The sequence below is a fragment of the Arcicella sp. BE140 genome (genome assembly GCF_031456255.1).
In the GTDB taxonomy this organism is placed as follows: domain Bacteria; phylum Bacteroidota; class Bacteroidia; order Cytophagales; family Spirosomataceae; genus Arcicella; species Arcicella aquatica.
This window is the reverse complement of record NZ_JAVDUE010000017.1, coordinates 14,179-36,506: the sequence shown is the minus strand read 5'-3', so window position 1 is coordinate 36,506 and position 22,328 is coordinate 14,179. Positions and strand designations below refer to the sequence as shown.

Here is a 22,328-nt window from a genome sequence, read left to right as displayed (position 1 = left end):
CACTTAACCCTTCATGGCAAATAACAACCAATATTCATGATATTAGGTATAAATTTGTCTATTAATCTTTAACTTTAGAAGATATAACAGACAATAGATAGTCTTAAAAGTAAGCATTTAGCCTACTCTCATTCCCAAATTATGGAACTCCTTATCATTTTTGTTTTAATTTTAATTAATGGTATTTTCTCGATGTCTGAAATAGCATTGGTTTCTTCTCGAAAAGCGAGGCTTGAGGCTTCTGCTAAGAAAGGAGACAGTAATGCCAAAGTTGCTTTAGATATTGCTAACGACCCAAACAGATTTTTCTCGACCGTTCAAATAGGTATTACATTGATTGGTATTTTAACGGGTATTTTCAGTGGAGAAAAAGTAACTAACGATATTCAAGCATTTGTAGCTCAATTTGCTTTATTAGCACCTTATCAACATACGATTGCCGTTGCCATTGTTGTATTATTGATTACGTATTTTTCATTGGTTTTTGGTGAATTAGTACCTAAACGTATTGGTCTTACTAACCCTGAATTTATTGCTAAGGCGGTAGCACGCCCCATGAACATCCTTTCTTTAATTACTTCACCATTTGTGTGGTTGCTTACTTTTTCTTCAGATTTATTGATTAAAATACTCAATATCAAACCATCTACAGATAGTAAAGTAACTGAGGAGGAAATTAAAGCAATTGTACAGGAGGGAGCAGACAGTGGCGAAGTACATGAAATGGAACAGGATATTGTAGGCAGAGTATTTAGTTTGGGGGATAGAAATGTGTCTTCTTTGATGACCCACCGTAATGACTTAGTATTTATAAAACTGTCTTATTCAGCAGAACGGATTATGGAAGTGGTGAGCGAAGAGTTACATTCGCTATACCCTGTTTATGATAAAGACAAAGACCATATCATAGGCATCGTTAGGCTCAAAGACTTATTTTTACCTTTAAGCAAACCTGATTTTAATTTACAAGCCTATTTGCAAGCACCCCAGTTTATCATGGAAACAGCTTCGGCCTATCAGGCTATGCAACGATTCAAGGATAGCAGGGTTCATTACGGGATTGTGATTGATGAGTATGGACAAACACAGGGTATCGTGACCCTCAATGATTTGCTTGAATCGTTAGTAGGAAACGTTTCTGACTTTGACCATGAAGGATATCGCCTAGACCATCGAGCGGATGGTACTTGGCTAGTAGATGGACAATACCCTTTGGCTGATTTCCTTCAATATTTTGAATTGAGTGAATACATTGGCGAATATCCATTTAATACGTTAGCAGGACTTTTATTGAATGAGTTAGGACAAATTCCTCAGCAAGGTGATACTATCGTTTGGCAAAATCTGATTTTTGAAATCATTGATATGGATGGTGCTAAGTTGGATAAGGTTTTGGTGAAAACAAATATTGAAAGCTAATTGCTTAGAAAACAGTATCTACAGCTACTTACAAATAATTAAAAAAAATTATGACAAATAAAATTATTGCAGAAAAGTACTTTGGTATTTTGGCAACGGTTGATTGGAATTCTAATCAATGGCAGGCGGAGTCTACCGAAGAGGATTTGAAAAATTCAAATTTTGGATTCACTAAAGAACATGGCATCACCTATACCTCATTGAACTTTGCTCATGAAGTATATCCGACAGATGAAAATGACTACTATGCAGGGCTACTGCCACAATTATGGACAAAAACACCTGACAAAGAAAATGCAAAATTGGTGAAAATTGTATTTATAAAAGCGAAAAACTGGGAAGATAAAAAGAACTATATCGTAGGTTTTTATGCTTTTCCTATCTTTGAAAAAGGGAAAAAGCCATCTCCCATTGCATCATTTACAGAAGATTTCGAGACAAATATAAAAGCATTACCCAAAGACATACATATCCTTAAAAACTATATATTATTCGAAGACGAAGATGTAAAGAAGTTTATTCCTAAAGGAAAAAAGGTAGGATTAAGAGGGTTCAATTATTTAGAAAAAGATAATGTATACAGTATTCTTGATAGAATGTCGAGTAAAAATTCAGATGTAAAACTACAAGGAATAAAATATAGGATTATTAAAACGATTGATGCGATAGAAAGATAATACGCACATTTTATACTGACTTGATAAAAGCAAAACAACAAAATCGAGCCCATGTCAAAAACATGGGCTTTTTTGGTAACTTTACTATTGCTTTGCGTGTTAAATTCATATCACGATTTTAAAACATTATGCCCAACAACAAACATTCAGATATTACAGGTTACGAACAAATTGAGATTCTCGGTGCAAGAGAACATAACCTTAAAAATATAGATTTAACTATTCCTCGTAATAAACTAGTAGTCTTCACTGGCATTTCTGGCTCTGGAAAGTCTTCTTTGGCATTTGATACTATTTATGCAGAAGGGCAGCGTCGTTATATGGAAAGCTTTTCGGCATATGCTCGTAGCTTTTTAGGTAACATGGAACGCCCCGATGTAGATAAAATCAATGGGCTTTCTCCTGTTATTTCTATTGAGCAGAAAACGACTTCTAAAAACCCACGCTCTACAGTCGGTACTGTTACCGAGATTTACGATTTTATGCGTTTATTGTATGCTCGTGCTGCGGAGGCTTTTAGTTATGTAACGGGCGAAAGGATGATTAAGCAGTCTATCGACCAAATCATTGAAGTAATCTTACATGATTACCAAAGCCAAAAATTGATTCTTCTTGCTCCTGTTGTGAAAGGGAGAAAAGGGCATTACCGTGAACTCTTTGTACAGATTGCCAAATTGGGCTATACCAAAGTAAGAGTCGATGGCGTGGTGATGGATATTCAGCCCAAAATGCAACTCGACCGCTTTAAGATTCACGATATTGAAATTGTAGTAGATAGAATTGTGGTAAAAACAGAAGAACGTTTTCGTTTATCACAATCCGTTCAAACGGCGTTGAATCAAGGGAAAGGTTTGATGATGACGCATGATGAAAAAGGCGAAGTTCGCAATTTCTCAAAGTATTTGATGGATCCTATTTCTGGGGTTTCTTACGACGAACCTTCGCCTAATAACTTTTCTTTTAACTCGCCTTATGGTTGGTGCCCTACTTGCCAAGGTTTAGGAAAAGTAGAAGAAATCACCGAAGATTCTATTTTGCCAGACAAAACACTAAGTATCAATAAAGGAGCTATTGCACCTTTAGGGGAATATCGTGATATGTGGATTTTTAAGCAATTGGAAGTATTGCTTAAACCCTTTAAGGTAAGCTTGGCTACGCCCCTAGAAAAATTTCCTGAGGAGGCTATCAAGATTATGTTGTATGGCACCGATGAGCCCGTACCTGTACCCTCAAAAAAATATGAAGGAACAGATTGGAATACCAAGTACGAAGGTATTATTGTTTTCTTGAAACGTCAACAGGAGACAGGCTCGGAGAAAATCCAAGAATGGTTAAAAGATTTCATGGTCGTGAATACGTGTCCAGATTGCAAAGGCTTACGCTTAAAAAAAGAATCTCTGCATTTTAAAATAGACCATAAAAATATCGCCCAATTAGCCGAGTTAGATATTGCCGAACTCGCAGAATGGTTTGTGGGCTTAGAAGCACGCATGAATGAGCGTCAAAACGTTATTGCCAAAGAAATTCTGAAAGAAATCAGAAAACGAATAGGCTTCTTAACGGGCATAGGCTTGGAATATTTAACGCTTAACCGTTCGCTAAGAACGTTGTCAGGTGGTGAAGCACAGCGTATTCGTTTGGCTACACAGATTGGTACGCAATTGACCAATGTATTGTATATCATGGATGAACCAAGCATTGGTTTGCACCAACGTGATAACGTAAAGTTGATTCAAGCCTTAAAAGATTTACGTGATTTGGGTAATTCTATTTTGGTCGTTGAACATGATAAAGATATGATGTTGGCATCCGACTATGTGGTAGATATTGGTCCAGGGGCTGGTCGTCATGGAGGTTCAATTGTTGGACAAGGAACACCAGAAGAATTTTTAAAGAATAATTCAACAACGGCTAAATTTCTGAGTGGAGAAATAGGTATTGAAGTGCCTAAACAACGCAGGAAAGGCAATGGTAATTTCTTGGTAATTAAAGGAGCAACAGGGAATAATTTAAAAAATGTCACCTTGAAATTGCCCCTTGGCAAGATGATTTCTGTAACAGGAGTAAGTGGTTCTGGTAAATCTTCTTTGATTCATGATACCATGTATCCTATTCTGAATCGCCATTTTTTCAATGCTAAACGTGAGCCTATGCCTCATAAATCGGTAGAAGGCTTAGAGCATTTGGATAAAGTGATAGAAGTAGACCAGTCGCCGATTGGTAGAACGCCACGTTCGAATCCTGCGACTTATACAGGAATGTTTACCGATATTCGTACGCTTTTTGCAGAATTGCCAGAATCAAAGATTAGGGGCTATAAAGCAGGGCGATTCAGCTTTAATGTAAAAGGCGGACGTTGTGAAGATTGCGAAGGAGCGGGTATGAAAAAGATTGAAATGGAGTTTTTGCCCGATGTACATGTTGCCTGCGAAACTTGTAAAGGAAAACGATTTAATCGTGAAACGCTAGAGGTACGTTTCAAAGGAAAATCAATTGCAGATGTGTTAGACATGACAGTAGAGCAAGCGGTAGAATACTTTGAAAATCAGCCAAAAATCTCTCGTAAAGTACAGATGTTGAAAGAAGTAGGCTTAGGCTATATCACCATTGGTCAGCAAGCAACTACACTTTCGGGGGGAGAGGCACAACGAGTAAAATTAGCAGAGGAACTTTCTAAAAGAGATACAGGTAAAACCATGTACATCTTGGATGAACCGACAACAGGTTTACATTTTCAAGACATTAAAGCCTTGATGGAAGTACTAGATCGTCTGGCAGATAAAGGCAATACAGTGTTGATTATTGAACATAATTTAGACGTTATCAAGGTATCAGACCATATTATAGACGTAGGGCCAGAAGGTGGACAAAAAGGAGGTCAAATCATAGCCGAAGGCACACCTGAGCAAGTAGCCAAAGTAAAAGGAAGTCATACGGCTAGGTTTTTGAAAGAGGAATTGGCTTGAGTGAATCGTTTAATGGTATAGTTATTTTATAACCTTCTCCGTGGGCTGTGTCCTCACAGCCCACGGAGAAAGCCCGCTTGGAAATCATGTCAGTAAACACCAATTTTACCCAAAAACAATCATGAAAATAGACATCAAAGAGTTTGAATATAACGGTGAAAAGAAGTTTAAAATAAAAAAATCAGCTACCAAAGTCAAGGATTTTTACGAATCTGAACAAGACTATGAGTTGATGATGGCAGAGATTAAAGAGGTGATTGATAAACGCCAAAGTTTGATGTATGCTGATAACCGTTATGCCATGTTGATGATTCTACAGGCTTCTGATGCAGCAGGAAAGGATGGAACGATTAAAGCGGTACTATCGGGCATAAATCCTGCGGGTATTACGGTACATAGCTTTAAAAGACCAACTCAGGAGGAATTAGACCATGATTTCATGTGGCGGAATATGATGAAAATGCCCGAAAGAGGAAAAATGGTTTTTCATAATCGTTCGTATTATGAGGAACTATTGGTCGTGAAGGTACATCCAGAAATCTTATTAAATAGCCAAAAAATACCGACTGAATTTACTAAGGATTTAGATAAGCTGTGGGAGTCTCGCTATGAAGACATCCGAAACTATGAAAAATACTTGAGTAGAAATGGTACTGTTGTACTAAAATTTTACCTGAATGTATCTAAAAAAGTACAGGCAGAACGCTTGATTGAGCGTATTCAAGACCCAACAAAAAACTGGAAATTTGAGGAGGGAGATGTAAAAGAGCGTGATTTTTGGAATAAGTATCAAGATGCTTATGAAGAAATGGTGAACCAAACCGCTGCTAAGCATGCTCCTTGGTATGTGGTGCCAGCAGACGATAAAAAGAATATGCGATTGATTATCAGTAGCATTATTTTACACCATATCAAAGTACTAGATATGCAATATCCTGAGGCGGATGAAGCCCGACAAGCTACGTTACAACAACTCATTAAGGTAATCGAGCAACAAAATGGATAAGCTAATGTGAAACAATTTTGGTAAATTGCAGGCTTAAAGACAAAAAGATTACCATGCGACTGAATTTCAAGGACTTAATTATATTTGAGAACGACGATTATATTGTTATCAACAAACCTCCATATATTGCTTCACTAGACGAACGACAAGCAGATAACTCGCAGAGTATTTTGCGAATGGCCAAAGAATACTCAGATGATGCACAGTTGGCTCACCGTTTAGACAAAGAGACTTCTGGTGTATTGGCTATTGCTAAAAATCCAGCCGCCTATCGCCACTTGGCCATGCAGTTTGAACACCGTCAGGTAGAAAAACGCTACCATGCTGTCGTAAATGGCGCTCATGATTTTGAAATGATTTCGGTGTATTTACCCATCGCACAGAAAAGAGATGGCACCCAAGTAATGATAGACCGTCAGAAAGGAAAAGAAGCGGAGACAATTTTCAATACGATTAAAGTATATCGTAACCATACTTTAGTAGAATGTATGCCCGTAACAGGCAGAATGCACCAAATCAGGATTCACTTGGTATGTTTGAAAGCTCCCATCGTTTGTGACCCAACTTATGGCGGAGAGTACATTTACTTATCTGATTTAAAAAGAAAATTTAACCTGAAAAAAGATACAGACGAACTTCCTTTAATGAAAAGAGTAGCACTGCATTCTCGCTCGTTAACATTCAAATTATTAAATGAAGAGATTATCAAGATAGAAGCCCCTTATCCGAAAGATTTTGAGGTTTTGGTAAAGCAGTTAGAGAAGTTTTCGTAATTTTGCGCCCGTCTGAATCAAGACACTTGGCTCCGTAGTTCAATGGATAGAATGTAGGTTTCCGGTACCTAAGATGAAGGTTCGATTCCTTCCGGGGCTACAACGAAATAGGAGAAGTGATTAAAATTATCGCTTCTCCTATTTTTTTGATAATTTATTGTTTATCTGAAAGAACAGATATGCAATTATGTTTATTTTGATGATTCATTCAACAACTCTTGCCATCTATTTTCAGTTTTTGAGGAATATCTATCTGAATATAGGCATTTACAAGTGGAAATTAATAACGAAGCTGTTTAAACTTTCTTTTTTTTATTGATTTTACGTAAGAAAATGACCGAGAATGCTATAGAATGCAGAGACATCCAATTTCTTACTGAAAATTCAAATCTTACCGGGACGAACAGTTAAGTAATGCTTTAAAACTATCAATCCAAGCATTTGCATGTTCAATTACAGTTCTGTCTTGATATAATAGCTCATCAAAAATAGCTGTACCAATTGGGGCTAATTCAGATTTTTGATTTGCTGATTGTCGCCCAACTGAATTACGAGAGTTCTGTTTAATATTTGGAATTATATTTTCTTTTTTACACGTTTCTCGGAATGAATCTGAATCAAATCCTGAGTCTGCGTTTAAAAATAATCCATCTAAACTGATGGTAGCCTCTTTTAATATAGTACAAATTTCATCAAACAGGAACTGTATTTCAAAAACGTCATGATGATTCCCTTCTTGTGGGGTAGACATTTCGAGTATAATTCCTTGATTATCAGACATAAATAAAGAATTGGTTGTTTTGCAAGCTTTGCGACCTTGTTAGCCTACGGCATCTCCTCCATTTTTAGCGGGAGTATGACTACCATCGAACTCAACACTTGATAAGTCTAAATATTTACGATTTTCTTTTAAAATATTAATCCAAATTTTGGTCCAACAACTCGATTTTGCCCATTTATTGTAATGGTAAAATACGGTATTCCAACCGCTTTGGCGGTCCGATTAGAATAGTACTACTAAAAAATTGTTTTGTGGGTAATTCTCGCCATTGACAACCTGTTTTTAAACGTTGAAGAATTGCTTCAATTATATCATGAATAGGCACTGTAGGGTCAAATCCTCTACTTCCAACAGTTAAATGTGGGATAATCCACGTATCAATTGTATTTTTACTGAGTATTCTAATTAAGTGATGTTTTATGATTTAGCACCACAAAATTCTCACTTATTTGGGAATACTTTTCAAAAGTTTAAACAGCTTCATAGCTAATTATGAATAATAAAATGCCGTATCTAAAAGAAAATCGTTTATCGGATATTCTCGCATAAATACAAGTTCTTGGACTTGACAAAAGAGGTCACAGAGGGGAAGTTGGACTTCAAGAAGAATTACAAGGGATACCTAAATCATCATTAACTTGGACACAAGTTGCAATTGAACATCCCGAGTTTTTTAGAGCTGATCAAACTAAAGAGCATGGAGTGTCTTTAATAGCGAGACATGTAACTGAACCTAATCAAAATGGAGTTAGGGAGTTATCTTTAGATTTAATTAAAAAATTAATTGAAATTGCTATCGAACTTCATGATAGGCAAAAAGAGAGGGCTGATCGTTGGAAAACTTGGCTACCAATAATTGCAGTTTTAGTTGCAGGACTTATAAATATTATAGTGACAGTTTCCACTAATAACAATCATAGGAAAGATATTACAATTCAAAAGAAGTGTTGTAATAAATGATTTATGACTTTTCCTAACTGTACTAGGGCAGTAAAAAAAATATTTATATTTTAAATTATTTCCAAAAGAAGGTCGTTAAAAAGTTAAATTTACAGACTTTTAAAATTAAGTAATTATTTAACTAGTAACTTAATAATTCATTAATTAATCTTTTTATTAGAACTCAATGGGCAAACCCTTTAAAAAAGAATTGCAGTCAATTAATCAAGTCTATGAATGGGCCAGTAATTTAGATATTTCAAATCTTGAAGAACAGTTAGACAAATTAAAAAAGAATCCAATTTTAGTCATTGGGTCTGGAGGCTCTTTAAGTGCGTGTTATTTTGCTTCAAAATTGCATCAAAGTATTGGACAAATAGGAAAAGCAGTTACACCATTAGAATTATTTTATTCTAAAAATATAATTAATAAATGTTCACTTCTTTTCTTAAGTGCCAGTGGAAGGAATATTGATATTTTAACATCATTTAAAAATGCGAATATTGAAAACCCTAAAAAGTTATTAGGAGTAACTTTATCAACTAATACACCTTTAAATAAATTAAGCTTTAAACTGGGACTTGATCCAATTTTAGAATTCGAAAACCCTATTGGAAAGGATGGCTTTTTGGCAACAAACTCTTTAGTTGCATTTTTTATTTTATTACATAGAGCTTATGGAAACAGTATAGGTAATAAGCCAGTAATTATTAAAGATTCTTTTCATTCTGAAATCAATGATTTTATTTCCAATGTTAATAAAGACTTTACTTTTAAAGTACTCTATGGTGATTGGAGTTTACCAGTTGCAATTGATATTGAATCAAAATTTTCTGAGGCAGCTTTGGGGGATGTTCTTTTATCAGATTATAGAAATTTTGGGCATGGCAGACATAATTGGATAGATAAAAGGAAAAACATAACAGCCATTGTTGCACTAATAACACCAGATGATAAGGATTTAGCTGAAAAAACTTTGGCATTACTTCCATCAAATATACCTGTTTTAAGATTAGAAACAAGTAGCACCACATCATTCGGGTCAATTGAATTATTGATAAAATCTTTTTATTTAACAGATTCAATGGGAGTTATTCAAAATATCGACCCAGGAAGACCTGGAGTTCCTGACTATGGTAGTAAACTATATCACTTAAACTATTTTAACTTATTAAAGAAAAAAGATAATAATTCTGCAAGAATAGCCATTCAGAGAAAACTTGGGAGTCAGTCTTTTTTTGAATTAAATGATATTCAACAAATAAATTGGATTGAAAGCTATAACAATTATAGAGAAAAATTAAATAATCAAAAGTTTAATTCCATAGTATTTGATTATGATGGCACCTTATGTCATTCAATCAATAGATATAATGGACTTAATAAGGAAATGGGAGAAATCTTAAATCAATTGCTTGAAAAAAATATTATAATAGGTATTGCCACTGGCAGAGGAAAATCCATAAAAAGTGATTTGCGGAGAGTTGTAGATGAAAAATACTGGAGTAAAGTTATAATTGGATATTATAATGGAGGTGAGATAGGTTTTTTAAATGATGATAAAATCCCTGAAAAAGTAATTAATGCGAACGAGATTCTTGAATTCTTATACAATAAGTTAAATGAAAATTTTTACGGTGAAATTGACTTGAAGCTAAAAAATAAACAGTTGACTGTTGAATTAAAGAATGATTTTTCCGAAGAGTATATTGCTGAGATCATAAAGTTCGTCCATATACAAAATAGAATAGGAATATTATGTGTACAGTCTGATCATTCACTGGATTTAATAGTTAGACCTGATGTTTCAAAATTAAATGTTTTGAAATTTATTCAAAATAATTATGAAAATAATAATTGTCAAATTTTATGTTTTGGGGATAAAGGAAAATTTCCCGGGAACGACTTCGAATTGTTAAGTCATCCTTTTTCACTCAGCGTTGATGAGGTGTCAGCAGATAAAAATTCATGCTGGAATTTTGCAAGTTCAACAGTAAGAAGCACAGATTCAACGCTTTACTACCTTGGAAAAATTAAAATATTTAATGACTATTTTAAAATTAAAATATGAAAGATGATGTTGTAAAAGCTCTCCTTGACAAAGTAATAAGTAGTATTGAAGGAATAGATGAAGATGATACTCAATCTTATATTAAATATTTTCAGGCTTTAGCTAGATATAAATACGATAACTATCAGCAGTATTCAGCAGGTTTGAGATTTATTGAAACATTGGCTATTTGGTTAGAACAATTTGGTTCAGATGACAAAAAAAATGCATTAGACTTTATTAAGAATCGTATTGTTTATGTTTCATCATCTGAAATTAATTTAATTGCGGAATCATGCTTTGTGGATAAATTACAATATATTTTAATGGAAATCACTGCTGAAAAATTGCAGGTACCCAAATTTAAATTAAAATTTATTGAAGATTCTAAAGAGTATGAAATTTTGAGACGGCAGTCTCTTTTTTGTGGTTTAAGTGATGGTGCAAGACTTGATATTTTTCGTAGAGCAAATACTGGAATTTTAAGTCATGAACAAATTTATTTGACCTATGAATTATCAGAACAGAGAATATTAAAAATGAAGGAGCAATTAGTGGAGGATTTGAATACTAAATTTCAATTAAATCTTGATGAGAGTTCCGAAGATTCAAAATTTAAGTCTTTATTTTTAATTGATGATTTTTCTGCTAGTGGAACATCATATCTTAAGTTATCATCAGAATCAGGAGAATTAAAAGGCAAAATTGCAGGTTTATATCAAGATTTATTTAGTGGAAATGGGGATTCAAAAATAGAGTCTGCATTTGATAAAGCAAATCTAAAAATTTATATAATCCTATACATTTGTTCCACACAAGCAAAAGATACTATCGAAGGAAACTTTGATAAACTCTATGAGGTATATAAACATAGGCCAGAATTAATCATTATGCACGAATTAGATGAGCAGTATAAAATTAAAAATGAAGAAGAAATTTTTAATATTTGTATGAATGATGAATATTATGATAAAGATCTTATTGAAGATAAACATACACAAAAAAATATTAAATTAGGATTTAGTGATTGTGCTTTACCATTGATTCTTGAACATAATACTCCAAATAATTCAGTTCCCATTCTTTGGACTTATGAATATTCAGAAATTTTTAAAGGATTGTTTCCGAGAATCCCAAGACACCGAGTATTATGAGAATAGATATAAACCCTTTTTTCTCAAGACCATCTGAAACTATAGGAGCTGACGATAAATTTATTCAGTTATTTAGTCCAGATGTTCTTGATATATTTGATGAAAAAAAACCGTTATGGGATATTGTAAATATTATTAGGAGTTCACCGGGAGGAGGTAAAACTACCTTATTAAGATTATTTACACCTGATATATTACTAAGAATTAAAAACAAGCAAAAAGACGAGCAACATCTTATTGAAATTTATAAAAAATTAAAGATGTTGGGAATATATGATGACAAAGACAATCCCTTATTAATTGCAACACATATTCCATTTACAAATGAATATTCAACACTCGAATATTTAAAAATAAATGATGCAGCAAAAAGTCATTTATTTTTTTCCTTATTAAATACTAGAATTATTCTATCAGTATTATACTCATTTTGTAAAATTAAAGATTTAGATTTTCCAGAAGATTTAGACAAATTAATCATAAATCAGAATCCTGCTATGACAGGATATAACCCACTAAGAAATATAAACAATGGTAAAGAAATTTATGATTGGTGTTGCGAAAATGAAGAAAAAATATGTAGTGATATAGATAATATCACTCTTACTGATAATCATGAGGTTGATAAAAGAATCGAACTATATGCCTTACATTTATTTTACCAAAAAAACATGATTTATAATGGGCATCCTGTTACTGAAAAAATTCTAGTAATGTTAGATGATGTTCATAATTTGAGTCAAAATCAAAGGGGGAGCTTGATGAAAAATATTATAGATCGAAGACCTTCTGTTAATGTGTGGATTGCCGAAAGATTACAAGCGCTTAGCATGGAAGAAATAATTTCGGAAGGGAATATTGTAAATAGGGATTTTGTATTAGTTAATTTAGAACAATTTTGGAGTAAAGGTAATAAGTTTCAAAAATTTGCAGGATCAGTTGCAGAAAAACGTTTGTCAACTATAGCTGAAGGTGAATCCACCAATTTATCTTCTTATTTATCAGAAACAATAGATAAAGATTATGTTGAAGTTGCAAAAAAACATACACAAGTTATTAAAGAAAGATTAAACTCTAATTTCAATAAAAAGAAATATTCTAAATGGATTGAAACAAAAGAAAATTTTGTAGGAAATGAAATTGAAACTTTAGTTGAATGGAAAAGATTGGAAATTTTAATTTATCGTGATCATGGGAATTCCCAACAAGTATTACAATTTGAAGATTTCCTAGATGAAAACTCTTTAGATCATCAAGATGGTTCTGATATTGAAAATGCCGCTAGACTTTTCTTGCATGAAGAATTCAAACTACCATATTATTATGGGATAGATAAGATTAGTAGGTTATCGTCATCTAATATTGAGCAATTTTTAAATATTTCAGGAAAGCTTTTCGAAGCGATTAGTACTAATCAGTTAAAAAAAATATCTCAAAGTAAAAACCTTTCAGTTTCAATCACGCCAAAAAAACAAGATCAGCTTATTAAAAAATTGACTGACGAGAAATGGAAAGAGATGGATATTCGTGTGCCATCCTCAACACAGATTAAAATTTTTCTTGATAATATAGGCCTCTTCTGTAGAGAGCATACATATACACCAAATGCTTGGAATTCACCCGGTATTAATGGTATTGCTATAACAATGCAAGAGCGTGATGTTCTTAAAGATAAAGCAATCAAAGACACAAAACATACATTGCATCAATTGGCTAAAACAATAGCAGTTTGTATTTCTTATAATCTTTTAGATTTTCGATTAAACTACAAAGTACAAGGAAAGGAAGTAATGATATTATATTTAAACAGAATTTATTGTGCTAAATATGGATTGCCACTAAATAATGGAAAATTTAAAGTCCGAAAATTAAATGATTTCAGAAATTTTTTAAATAAAGGAAATGCTTATATAAATAATAACACCTTAGACCTTTAAATATGGATATGAGATGGAAGAATTATGTTCTAAATAAAAAATCTAAAGATTGCGTAAACTTTTGGCAAGATTATTTAAAGAATTCAAGAGATTTATTATACATACACGGTTTAGGTTTTGATCCTCGAACGCTAAATGGGATAAAGAGTATTTATGGTATTGAAGGATCTGGTAAAAGAGATGTATTAAGTGTTAGATATTTTCAGAGTCAAGAAGAAAAGGAAGCTAATATTACAACCAATGAAGTGCAGTATCATGAAGAAGAATTAGAAAAATTCTTAGGATCGGTTAATAAGTCCAACCGTGAGATTGTACCTATTATAACGAGAGCTGAACAAAAAAGTATTGCTTCTATAACTGCACATGGAATAGTTGATGGTATAAGTAAAATAAGTGGTTATACCGACATTATTGTGGATATTAGCGCAATGCCAAGAGGTGTATTTATTCCACTATTGCATAAAATTTTAAAAATCATAGATGGTTATACAATTTCAACTATTAATCTTCATGTGGTAGTAACAGAAAATTATATATTAGACTCAAGAATTGAAGATGAAGGAGTTGAACAATCAGCTGAGTTTATTCATGGATTAAGTATTCATGAGTTAGCAATAAATCAAAAATTTAAAGAGGTGTGGATTGCTATACTTGGAGAAAAACAATTGGAGCAATATGAAAAAATTAGAAGTTCAGTTAATCCAGTTTCAACATGTGCAATTTTACCGTTCCCATCCAAAAATCTTAGACGAGGTGATGAACTAATAAATCACTATCAAGACAAGTTACTTAATGATAGTGATTTTGATATAAAAAATATTATCTATGCAGATGAGCAAAATCCTTTTCAAGTTTATAGATTGATTAGAAATACAATTGAGAGGCACAGTCAATCATTGAAAATATTTGGAGGTACTAAAGTGATAGTTTCAGTGTTGTCAAGTAAACTTTTAACGATAGGTGCATTTTTAGCAGTTTATGAAACTAAACTTTCTGAAGATACACGAAAAGATTTAAGAATTGGAATAAAGCATGTTGATTCTATAAGTCATAAATTTGTAGGCGAAGAAGATAAAGAGGAAATATTAAAAAGTAATGAACTTTTTCATATGTGGATTGCTGGTGATCCATATAAATAATAATACAATTGAAATGAAAAGTATAATTGGGATAGGGCTTGTTGCCCTAGATGTGGTATTAGAGAAGAATTCCGAAGTTAAACCAATATTGTATGCTGGTGGATCATGCGGAAATGTCTTAAGTATTTTGTCATACTTAGGATTTAGTACATATCCTATAGCAAGATTGGCAAATAATAGAGCAACTGAAGAGCTTATTAATGATATTAAAATTTGGGGCGTAAAAACAGACTTGATTTTTAAAGGAGATGATGGCAGTACACCTATTATAATTCAGCGTATAAGCAAATCAAAAGACGGAACTCCAATTCATAGATTTGAATTTAGGGATCCTGAAACTGGAAAATATCTACCATCCTTTAAACCGGTATTAGTCAAATCAATTGAAGATCTTTATAATCGAAAATCATTTTGCGACTTTTTTTATTTAGATAGAATTAGCAGAAGTTCAATTGAACTTGCCAAATTATATAAAAATAATGGAGCCATCATCATTTTTGAACCATCATCATTAAAGATAGATAATACTTCACTTTTGAATGAGATTGTTGAATTTGTTGATATAATAAAATTTTCAAATGATAGAATACCTCATTATAAATCAATTTTTGAAAAGGGAAAAATTCCAATTGAAATTGAAACATTAGGAAAAGAAGGTATTAACTATAGAATTAATACACAATTAGGAGATGGTGAATGGAAACATGTATCCACATTTGATCTTGTCAAAATTGTAGATTCAGCTGGGGCTGGAGATTGGACAACTGCTGGTATAATAAAATCACTTATTGAAAATAATATAACAACAGTAAATCAAATAGACCCAAATAAGTTTGAAGATTTTTTAATATATGGACAAGCTTTAGGAGCTTTAAGTTGTTTATATAAAGGTGCTCGTGGATTAATGTACAATGTCAATAAAAATGAATTAGATTACATGTCAGAAGAATTGATTTTAAATAGTTTTAGTAAACCTTTTATTTCAAAAGAAATCTGCATTGAAAATAGTTCTAAAAATTTTGACAGCATCTCTTCTCTATTACTACATTAAACATTCCTACAACTGCTTTCTGAAGGTGCTAACGTTAATAATATTTAGCAGGAAGATGTTTTAATAGATGTCTTCCTAACTTATTAAAAAAATGAAGTTTGGTTTTATATTTTTGTCATTTTTTATATCTTACCTCAAAAAGAGTACTTAAATCATTATTGAAAAGTGAGGGTGTTTTTACAAAGAAATACTTTATCGTATTAAAAAATGCTCAAACTGAAGATTGAACAAATTCACTCTCAATTTACAGTTCATGCCTATGTCAAATAGTATTGTGGTTCATCGGGATATTCAGTAAACGCTTTAAATCCTCGACAAAAAAGTTCAACATTTGTCCTTTAGAGGCTACTAAAATCCCTTTATACAGTCTGTATGAAGGAGTTTTGTGTAAAATACTCCCAATTCTACCCCTTAAAATCATGAATATTAAAAACCTTATCACAGAATTCATATTCGGAGGGCTGATTGGAACAGATAAATAACAAGCGATTTTTTGAATACTCCTGTACGTTTTTTAGGTACCAATTCACTGCGTTATTATCAAGATTGGATGTTGGCTCGTCAAGCATCAATATCTCGCAGTCAGATAGGAAGGAAAGCCCTAATTTCACTCTTTGTTTCATGCCCGACGAAAAATATTTTACTTCTTTGTTCTTGGCTTGGGGCAATTCAATAAAATCAATGAATTGATTGATAGTAAAGGAGTCTCGTAAAGACTTAAATTTAGTATGAAAAGCTAGTAGTTCGCTAAGGGTGAAATCTTCTATCAATTCTAAATATGGAGCTGTAATGCTGATATGCTTATAAAAATGGTCGATTTCAAGTACTTTATCTCCTTCTTGAAAAACAACATTGCCTTCAGTATGAGGCATAAAGCCTGAAAGTACTTGTAATAAAGTAGATTTTCCGCTACCATTTGCTCCTGTAAAAGTATATGAATTACCCGTCTGAAATTCCAGCGTTAATTTTCTGAAAATCCATTCATTTCTAAACTTTTTACCGAGATTTTGAGCGTTGATATTCAAGGGTTATGCTTCGATTAAATAAAAAGGTTGATAATAGATTCTTTTAAGAAAGCAATTATCAACCTTTTATAACTATTATGAAAGACCTTTCATGATACCTCTTTCTGAATTACGGATGAAGTTTACAATTTCATCACGTTCAGAAGACGCAGGAAGGTTAATTTCAATTTGAGTAAGGGCATCAGATGTATTCAGATTTTTCAAATAGATATACCTGTATGCTTCTTGAATTTGCGAGATTTGTTCTTCTGAAAAACCACTTCTTCTTAATCCTACTGAATTAATACCTACATAACCAAGTGGCTCGCGAGCAGATTTTGTATAAGGTGGAATATCTTTTCTTACTAAGGCTCCACCCGAAATCATTACGTGTTTTCCGATTTTTACAAACTGATGTACTGCGGCAGTACCACCAAAACGAGCAAAATCGCCTACCTCTACGTGTCCAGCCATTTGTACGTTGTTAGCAATAATTACGTTGTCGCCGATGATACAATCGTGAGCGATATGGCAATAGGCCATAATTAAGCAATTTTTACCAACTTGCGTTTTATATTTATCAACAGTACCTCTGTTTAACGTTACACATTCACGAATTGTAGTGTTATCACCTACGATGGCAAGTGTTTCTTCTCCTTGAAATTTTAAGTCTTGTGGAATAGCAGATATTACGGCACCCGGAAAAATACGACAATTTTTACCAATTCTTGCCCCAGGAAAAATTGTTACGTTTGAACCAATCCAGCTACCTTCACCAATTTCCACGTTTTGATGAATCACCGTAAAAGGTTCTACGACTACATTTTGAGCAAGTTTGGCGTCGGGGTGTATGTACGCTAAGGGTTGTGTCATATTTTTTATTGATAACAACGAATAATTATTCGTAATAATTAACTCTTTCTTACTAAGCTAGCTGTCATGTCGGCTTCACAAACTACTTGTCCGCCTACATACGCTACCCCGTGCATTTTTGCAATACCTCTTCTAATAGGGGCTAATAAATCACATTTAAAAACCACTGTATCGCCTGGTACTACACTTTTTCTGAAACGGCAATTTTCAATTCCTACTAGGTATGGCCAGTAGTTTTCTGGATCTGGTACCGAACTAAGCACCAATATACCACCCGTTTGTGCCATTGCTTCTACTTGCATAACACCTGGCATCACTGGGTTGTTAGGAAAGTGACCCATAAAATAATTTTCATTCATGGTTACGTTCTTGATACCTACTACACTCTGGTCGTCCAAATAAATGATTTTATCAACCATTTGGAATGGATAACGGTGAGGAAGCAATTGGTAGATTCTCTCGAAAGTGAAAATAGGAGGTTGCTTTGGGTCGTACTGAGGCACTTTGTTTTTCTCAGTTTCCAACATCAACTTTTTGATTTTCTTCGCTAATTCTACATTGGCTGCATGGCCTGGGCGTGCAGCTAAGATTTGAGCTTTAATAGGGCGACCCACTAAGGCTAAATCCCCCACCATATCTAATAACTTATGGCGTGCCATCTCGTTATTATAATATAGCTCTAAATTATTAAGAATGCCTTTTTCTTTAGAAACGCTTACTTTTGGTTTACCTAACACCATTGCAAGGTGATTAAGCTCTTCTTCAGAATAATCGCGGTCGGCAATTACGATAGCGTTTGATAAATCTCCACCTTTGATTAAGTCTGCTTTGTATAGGGCTTCTAGCTCATGTACAAAACAAAAGGTACGGCATTTAGCAAAGCTTTCATTGAACTGGCTGATGGCCGTTAAATTGGCATGCTGACTTGTCAAGAACTTAGAGTTATAATCTACCATTGCCGTCAAACGATAATCGTTCAAAGGCAAAGCCGCTAATTCAACGCCTCTTTCAGCATCTTTATACCTGATTTCAGAAGGAATTTCAAAAAATTTACGATGAGCATCTTGCTGTTCTAAACCTGCATTTAAAATCGCTTCTACAAATTTGATAGAACTTCCATCCATAATAGGTGGTTCAGGTCCATCCAATTGTATCAAAACATTATCAACCTGACAGCCTACCATCGCTGCTAATACGTGTTCTACTGTATTAATTCGGGCTCCGTTGTGTTCTATGGTTGTTCCTCTTGAAACATCTACTACGTGATCTACGTCAGCATCTGCAATGGGCTGATTGGGTAAATCTACTCTTTGAAACTTGTATCCATGATTAGGCGGAGCTGGCAAAAACGTCATATTAGCTACAACACCAGTGTGTAAGCCAACCCCCGACATCGTAACAGATTTTTTGATGGTATGCTGTTTATTATTCATTGCTTTTTAACTTATTTTCTATTTCTCTCAATCGTTTCTCTGTAGCAGGAAGTTTACGAATAAGAGCCTGTGTTTTCAAGTAGTCTATGTTTTCAGTAGCTGGCGTACCGCTTAAAATCGTTCCTTCTTTATTAGGAGCTTTAGAAATACCCGATTGCCCCAGTGCAATCGTTTTGTTTGGTATATTAATATGGCCATTAATGCCTACTTGTCCGCCAATCATACAATTTGCACCTATTTTTGCCGAACCCGCAACACCTGTCTGCGCAGCAATTACTGTATTTTTGCCGATTTCTACATTATGTCCAATTTGAACTAAATTATCAATCTTTACGCCTTCTCTGATAATGGTAGAGCCTATCGTAGCACGGTCAATCGTGGCATTTGCTCCAATACTCACATAGTCTTCTATTAAAACATTGCCTAGTTGTGGAATCGTTTGATAAGTGCCATCAGCCTGTGGTGCAAAGCCGAAACCATCCGCACCAATTACTGCATTGGCATGGATAGTACAATGGTTGCCTATATGAGTATTAGGATAGATTTTTACACCTGAATAAATGGTACAATCGTCACCAATAATACTGGCCTCCAATATTGTTACATGAGGATATATTTTTACGTTTTTCCCAATTTTACAATTACTAGCAATATAACTAAAAGCACCAATATATTCACCTTCACCGATTGTAGCAGAATTACTGATAAATGAGGGTTGTTCAATGCCTTTCTTCTGATTTGCTAAGATTTTTTGGTATTCTTGAAGAAGTGTAGTAAAAGCCGAATATGCATTTTCAACCAAGATTAAACAAGGAGAATACTCCTTTTTAGGCTCAAATGTTTTATCAACAATTACAGCAGTTGCTTGGGTGGTATATAAAAAATGCTCGTATTTAAGATTCGCTAAGAAGGATATACTGCCTTCTGTTCCATCTTCAATTTTAGCTAACTGGTTGACTTTAAGGTTTTTATCTCCTTTTATTTCTCCATTTAGCATCAGAGCAATTTGTTCAACGGTAAATTCCATTCTTGGGGTGTGGTCGTTGGGGTTTGTTTTTGGACGGCTTCGCCTAACATATTTTACCGCAAATATACATTCTTTGCCCAACATATATAATATTTTTTGACGATGTTACTTAATGCCTTTATTGTGGGTAAATCAGAGGCCTCTGCAATATCCAATACTCTTTTGTCTTTTGTTAGGATATTAATGTTCTGTTTGCCAGATACATAGGCTGCATTAGAAGTACTTCCTTCTATCATTAAATAGGGTAAATCGCTTACCTGAACACTAGCATGACTTAGTAAATCAATTTGAATTTTTTCAAGAAAAGATGGTTCAATGGGTGAGTCTGAAATGTGAATTTTGTATAAATTCCTATCCAATAACATTTTACTGATATTAGATAACAATTTGTCAGGGTGTTTTGCCCATATTTTTACACAAGCCCAAATGTCATAATCATCCATTTCGGCAAAGGCTTCTAAGTAAGATTTGTCAGAAATAAAGTCTTGAAGACTAACATCTTTTTGTAAAAAAACCATGAAGGCGGGTGTAGCAAAAACGTTTTCACCTGCCCTAATTAATTCTCTTGCTCTTGTAATAATTTGTATCAACATTGTTTCGGCACAAATAGAGGTTTTGTGCAAATATACTTGCCAATACATCAACCGACGAGCCGTTAAAAAGTTTTCAATAGAATAAATGCCTTTTTGTTCAACCACCAATTGGTTGTCGACAATATCCAACATTTTCAAAATTCTATCGGCCCCAATAAAACCTTCGCGAACACCCGTAAAAAAACTATCTCGGTTTAAATAATCCATTCGGTCAACATCTAGCTGACTTGAAATTAATTGTGTAAAGAATTTTCTTTCATACTTGCCCGTAAACATCTTTATTGCTAGCGTCAAAGCACCACCTAGTTGCTTATTGAGCTCTTCCATCAACAGAAATGAAATATGCTCATGGGATACATGATTCAAAATGACAGACTCGAGCACATGAGAAAATGGCCCATGACCCACATCATGCAGTAAAATAGCAATTTGTGCAGATTCGCATTCTGCATCCGAAATTTCATGTCCTTTACTTTTTAGGGTAGATAAGGCCTCGTTCATTAAATACATGGCGCCTAATGCATGATGAAAACGTGTATGCAAAGCACCAGGATAAACATATTCGGCCATACCTAACTGTTTGATTCTTCTTAAGCGTTGATAGTAAGGATGCTCAATCAAATCAAAAATTAATTCAGTCGGAATATTAATAAATCCATAGACAGGATCATTAACTATTTTACGTTTATTCATGTATTGTTTTAGTTGTGATTTAAAGAGTGGAGAGTTAGTGAATAATTGACGAGTAGATATTTAATTGTATTTCTTAATTCCAAGATATAAATATCTTTCTACTTGTCATCCAAAATATCATTTCATCTTAAAATCCTGTGTCATATATCCAAAAGTCCAAAAGTCCAAAAGTCCTAAAGTCCAAAAGTCCAAAAGTCCAAAAGTCCTAAAGTCCTAAAGTCCTAAAGTCCTAAAGTCCTAAAGTCCTAAAGTCCTAAAGTCCTAAAGTCCTAAAGTCCTAAAGTCCTAAAGTCCCTCAAAGAAGCCCAATAACAAAAATAGCGATACAAAACCTGCATCGCTATTTTTTTTAATTATTTAGTCGTTAAAAAACTTAATTATTGCCATCTCTACGACCACCACCATTTCCACCACGCTCTCTCATTTCATTTTGTAGCTCAGTATATTTCGTAAGCTGTTCAGCAGTAAAAATCGTTTTCAGTTTTTCATCCTGTGCCTTAGTAAGGTCGCGTAACTCTTGCATAGCAGCACGTCTATCAGTTGCATTTCTCAAAGACTCTCTTTTTGTCACTCTTTCCATCAACAAAGGCTTAACCTGAGTTACTTGCTCAGGAGTCAAACTCAAAGCCTTAGTCCATCTTTTTAATTGATTGTCCACTCTCTGTTCAGGAGTCATATCTTGTGGAGCACCATTTTGTGTTTCAGCACTTTGAGCTACAGAAGTCTGAACATTTACCATAAAAGTAGCGGCTACTAAGCACGCTGCAAAGATTAATTTCCTTTTCATTGCTGAGATAGTTAATATTTAAAAAC

The 22,328-nt window shown here is 33.8% G+C and carries 18 protein-coding genes and 1 tRNA gene; 12 read left to right on the top strand and 7 right to left on the bottom strand.

Annotation, left to right across the window (positions count from 1 at the left end; genetic code table 11):
* Positions 1-141 precede the first annotated feature (141 nt).
* The 6 genes from J2Y60_RS19845 (at position 142) to J2Y60_RS19820 (ending at position 6,941) form a co-directional block, all read left to right on the top strand.
* The gene (locus J2Y60_RS19845; protein WP_309922927.1) at positions 142-1,419 is read left to right on the top strand and encodes a hemolysin family protein; all 1,278 of its coding nucleotides are present in this window, start codon (positions 142-144) and stop codon (positions 1,417-1,419) included.
* A 50-nt stretch (positions 1,420-1,469) separates the two neighbouring features.
* A complete protein-coding gene (locus tag J2Y60_RS19840) occupies positions 1,470-2,096 on the top strand; it encodes a hypothetical protein (RefSeq protein ID WP_309922926.1) in 627 nt (208 codons plus the stop codon).
* Positions 2,097-2,224: 128 nt separating this feature from the next.
* Positions 2,225-5,062: an excinuclease ABC subunit UvrA gene (uvrA, locus tag J2Y60_RS19835; RefSeq protein WP_309922925.1), complete on the top strand. Its 2,838-nt coding sequence runs from the start codon at positions 2,225-2,227 to the stop codon at positions 5,060-5,062.
* 121 nt (positions 5,063-5,183) lie between these two features.
* On the top strand, positions 5,184-6,068 hold the full coding sequence (locus J2Y60_RS19830; protein ID WP_309922924.1) for a PPK2 family polyphosphate kinase: 885 nt from the start codon (positions 5,184-5,186) through the stop codon (positions 6,066-6,068).
* Positions 6,069-6,121: 53 nt separating this feature from the next.
* Complete coding sequence (locus J2Y60_RS19825; protein ID WP_309922923.1) at positions 6,122-6,841, top strand: RluA family pseudouridine synthase; 720 nt, start codon at positions 6,122-6,124, stop codon at positions 6,839-6,841.
* Between the two features lie 28 nt (positions 6,842-6,869).
* Positions 6,870-6,941: transfer RNA gene (locus J2Y60_RS19820), tRNA-Arg, on the top strand.
* 291 nt (positions 6,942-7,232) lie between these two features.
* Here J2Y60_RS19820 and J2Y60_RS19815 read toward each other — a convergent pair.
* Positions 7,233-7,622 (bottom strand): hypothetical protein, encoded by a 390-nt coding sequence (locus tag J2Y60_RS19815; protein WP_309922922.1) that lies wholly within the window; start codon positions 7,620-7,622, stop codon positions 7,233-7,235.
* Between the two features lie 702 nt (positions 7,623-8,324).
* On the opposite strand from J2Y60_RS19815, the gene J2Y60_RS19810 reads away from it, so the two are divergent.
* The 6 genes from J2Y60_RS19810 to J2Y60_RS19785 all read left to right on the top strand — a co-directional run bounded on the left by J2Y60_RS19810 (position 8,325) and on the right by J2Y60_RS19785 (position 15,892).
* Entirely contained in the window at positions 8,325-8,582 is a 258-nt protein-coding gene (locus J2Y60_RS19810; protein WP_309922921.1) for a hypothetical protein, read from the top strand.
* A gap of 166 nt (positions 8,583-8,748) precedes the next feature.
* The gene (locus tag J2Y60_RS19805; RefSeq protein WP_309922920.1) at positions 8,749-10,632 is read left to right on the top strand and encodes an HAD-IIB family hydrolase; all 1,884 of its coding nucleotides are present in this window, start codon (positions 8,749-8,751) and stop codon (positions 10,630-10,632) included.
* Complete coding sequence (locus J2Y60_RS19800; RefSeq protein ID WP_309922918.1) at positions 10,629-11,765, top strand: hypothetical protein; 1,137 nt, start codon at positions 10,629-10,631, stop codon at positions 11,763-11,765. The genes J2Y60_RS19805 and J2Y60_RS19800 overlap by 4 nt, the downstream gene beginning before the upstream one ends.
* Entirely contained in the window at positions 11,762-13,702 is a 1,941-nt protein-coding gene (locus J2Y60_RS19795) for a hypothetical protein (protein ID WP_309922916.1), read from the top strand. The genes J2Y60_RS19800 and J2Y60_RS19795 overlap by 4 nt, the downstream gene beginning before the upstream one ends.
* 8 nt (positions 13,703-13,710) lie before the next feature.
* Entirely contained in the window at positions 13,711-14,841 is a 1,131-nt protein-coding gene (locus J2Y60_RS19790) for a hypothetical protein (protein ID WP_309922914.1), read from the top strand.
* Between the two features lie 13 nt (positions 14,842-14,854).
* Complete coding sequence (locus J2Y60_RS19785) at positions 14,855-15,892, top strand: PfkB family carbohydrate kinase (RefSeq protein ID WP_309922912.1); 1,038 nt, start codon at positions 14,855-14,857, stop codon at positions 15,890-15,892.
* A 404-nt stretch (positions 15,893-16,296) separates the two neighbouring features.
* Here J2Y60_RS19785 and J2Y60_RS19780 read toward each other — a convergent pair whose 3' ends face one another.
* From J2Y60_RS19780 to J2Y60_RS19755, 6 genes are all read right to left on the bottom strand, one after another.
* Positions 16,297-16,917 (bottom strand): ABC transporter ATP-binding protein, encoded by a 621-nt coding sequence (locus J2Y60_RS19780; RefSeq protein ID WP_309922910.1) that lies wholly within the window; start codon positions 16,915-16,917, stop codon positions 16,297-16,299.
* Between the two features lie 75 nt (positions 16,918-16,992).
* Positions 16,993-17,769: an acyl-ACP--UDP-N-acetylglucosamine O-acyltransferase gene (lpxA, locus tag J2Y60_RS19775; protein ID WP_309922908.1), complete on the bottom strand. Its 777-nt coding sequence runs from the start codon at positions 17,767-17,769 to the stop codon at positions 16,993-16,995.
* A gap of 38 nt (positions 17,770-17,807) precedes the next feature.
* On the bottom strand, positions 17,808-19,202 hold the full coding sequence (locus J2Y60_RS19770; RefSeq protein WP_309922906.1) for a bifunctional UDP-3-O-[3-hydroxymyristoyl] N-acetylglucosamine deacetylase/3-hydroxyacyl-ACP dehydratase: 1,395 nt from the start codon (positions 19,200-19,202) through the stop codon (positions 17,808-17,810).
* Positions 19,195-20,229: a UDP-3-O-(3-hydroxymyristoyl)glucosamine N-acyltransferase gene (gene lpxD, locus J2Y60_RS19765; protein ID WP_309923079.1), complete on the bottom strand. Its 1,035-nt coding sequence runs from the start codon at positions 20,227-20,229 to the stop codon at positions 19,195-19,197. Before lpxD ends, J2Y60_RS19770 begins: the two co-directional genes overlap by 8 nt.
* Positions 20,230-20,282: 53 nt before the next feature.
* Entirely contained in the window at positions 20,283-21,515 is a 1,233-nt protein-coding gene (locus J2Y60_RS19760) for an HD domain-containing protein (RefSeq protein WP_309922903.1), read from the bottom strand.
* A gap of 373 nt (positions 21,516-21,888) precedes the next feature.
* Entirely contained in the window at positions 21,889-22,302 is a 414-nt protein-coding gene (locus J2Y60_RS19755) for a hypothetical protein (RefSeq protein ID WP_309922901.1), read from the bottom strand.
* Positions 22,303-22,328 lie beyond the last annotated feature (26 nt).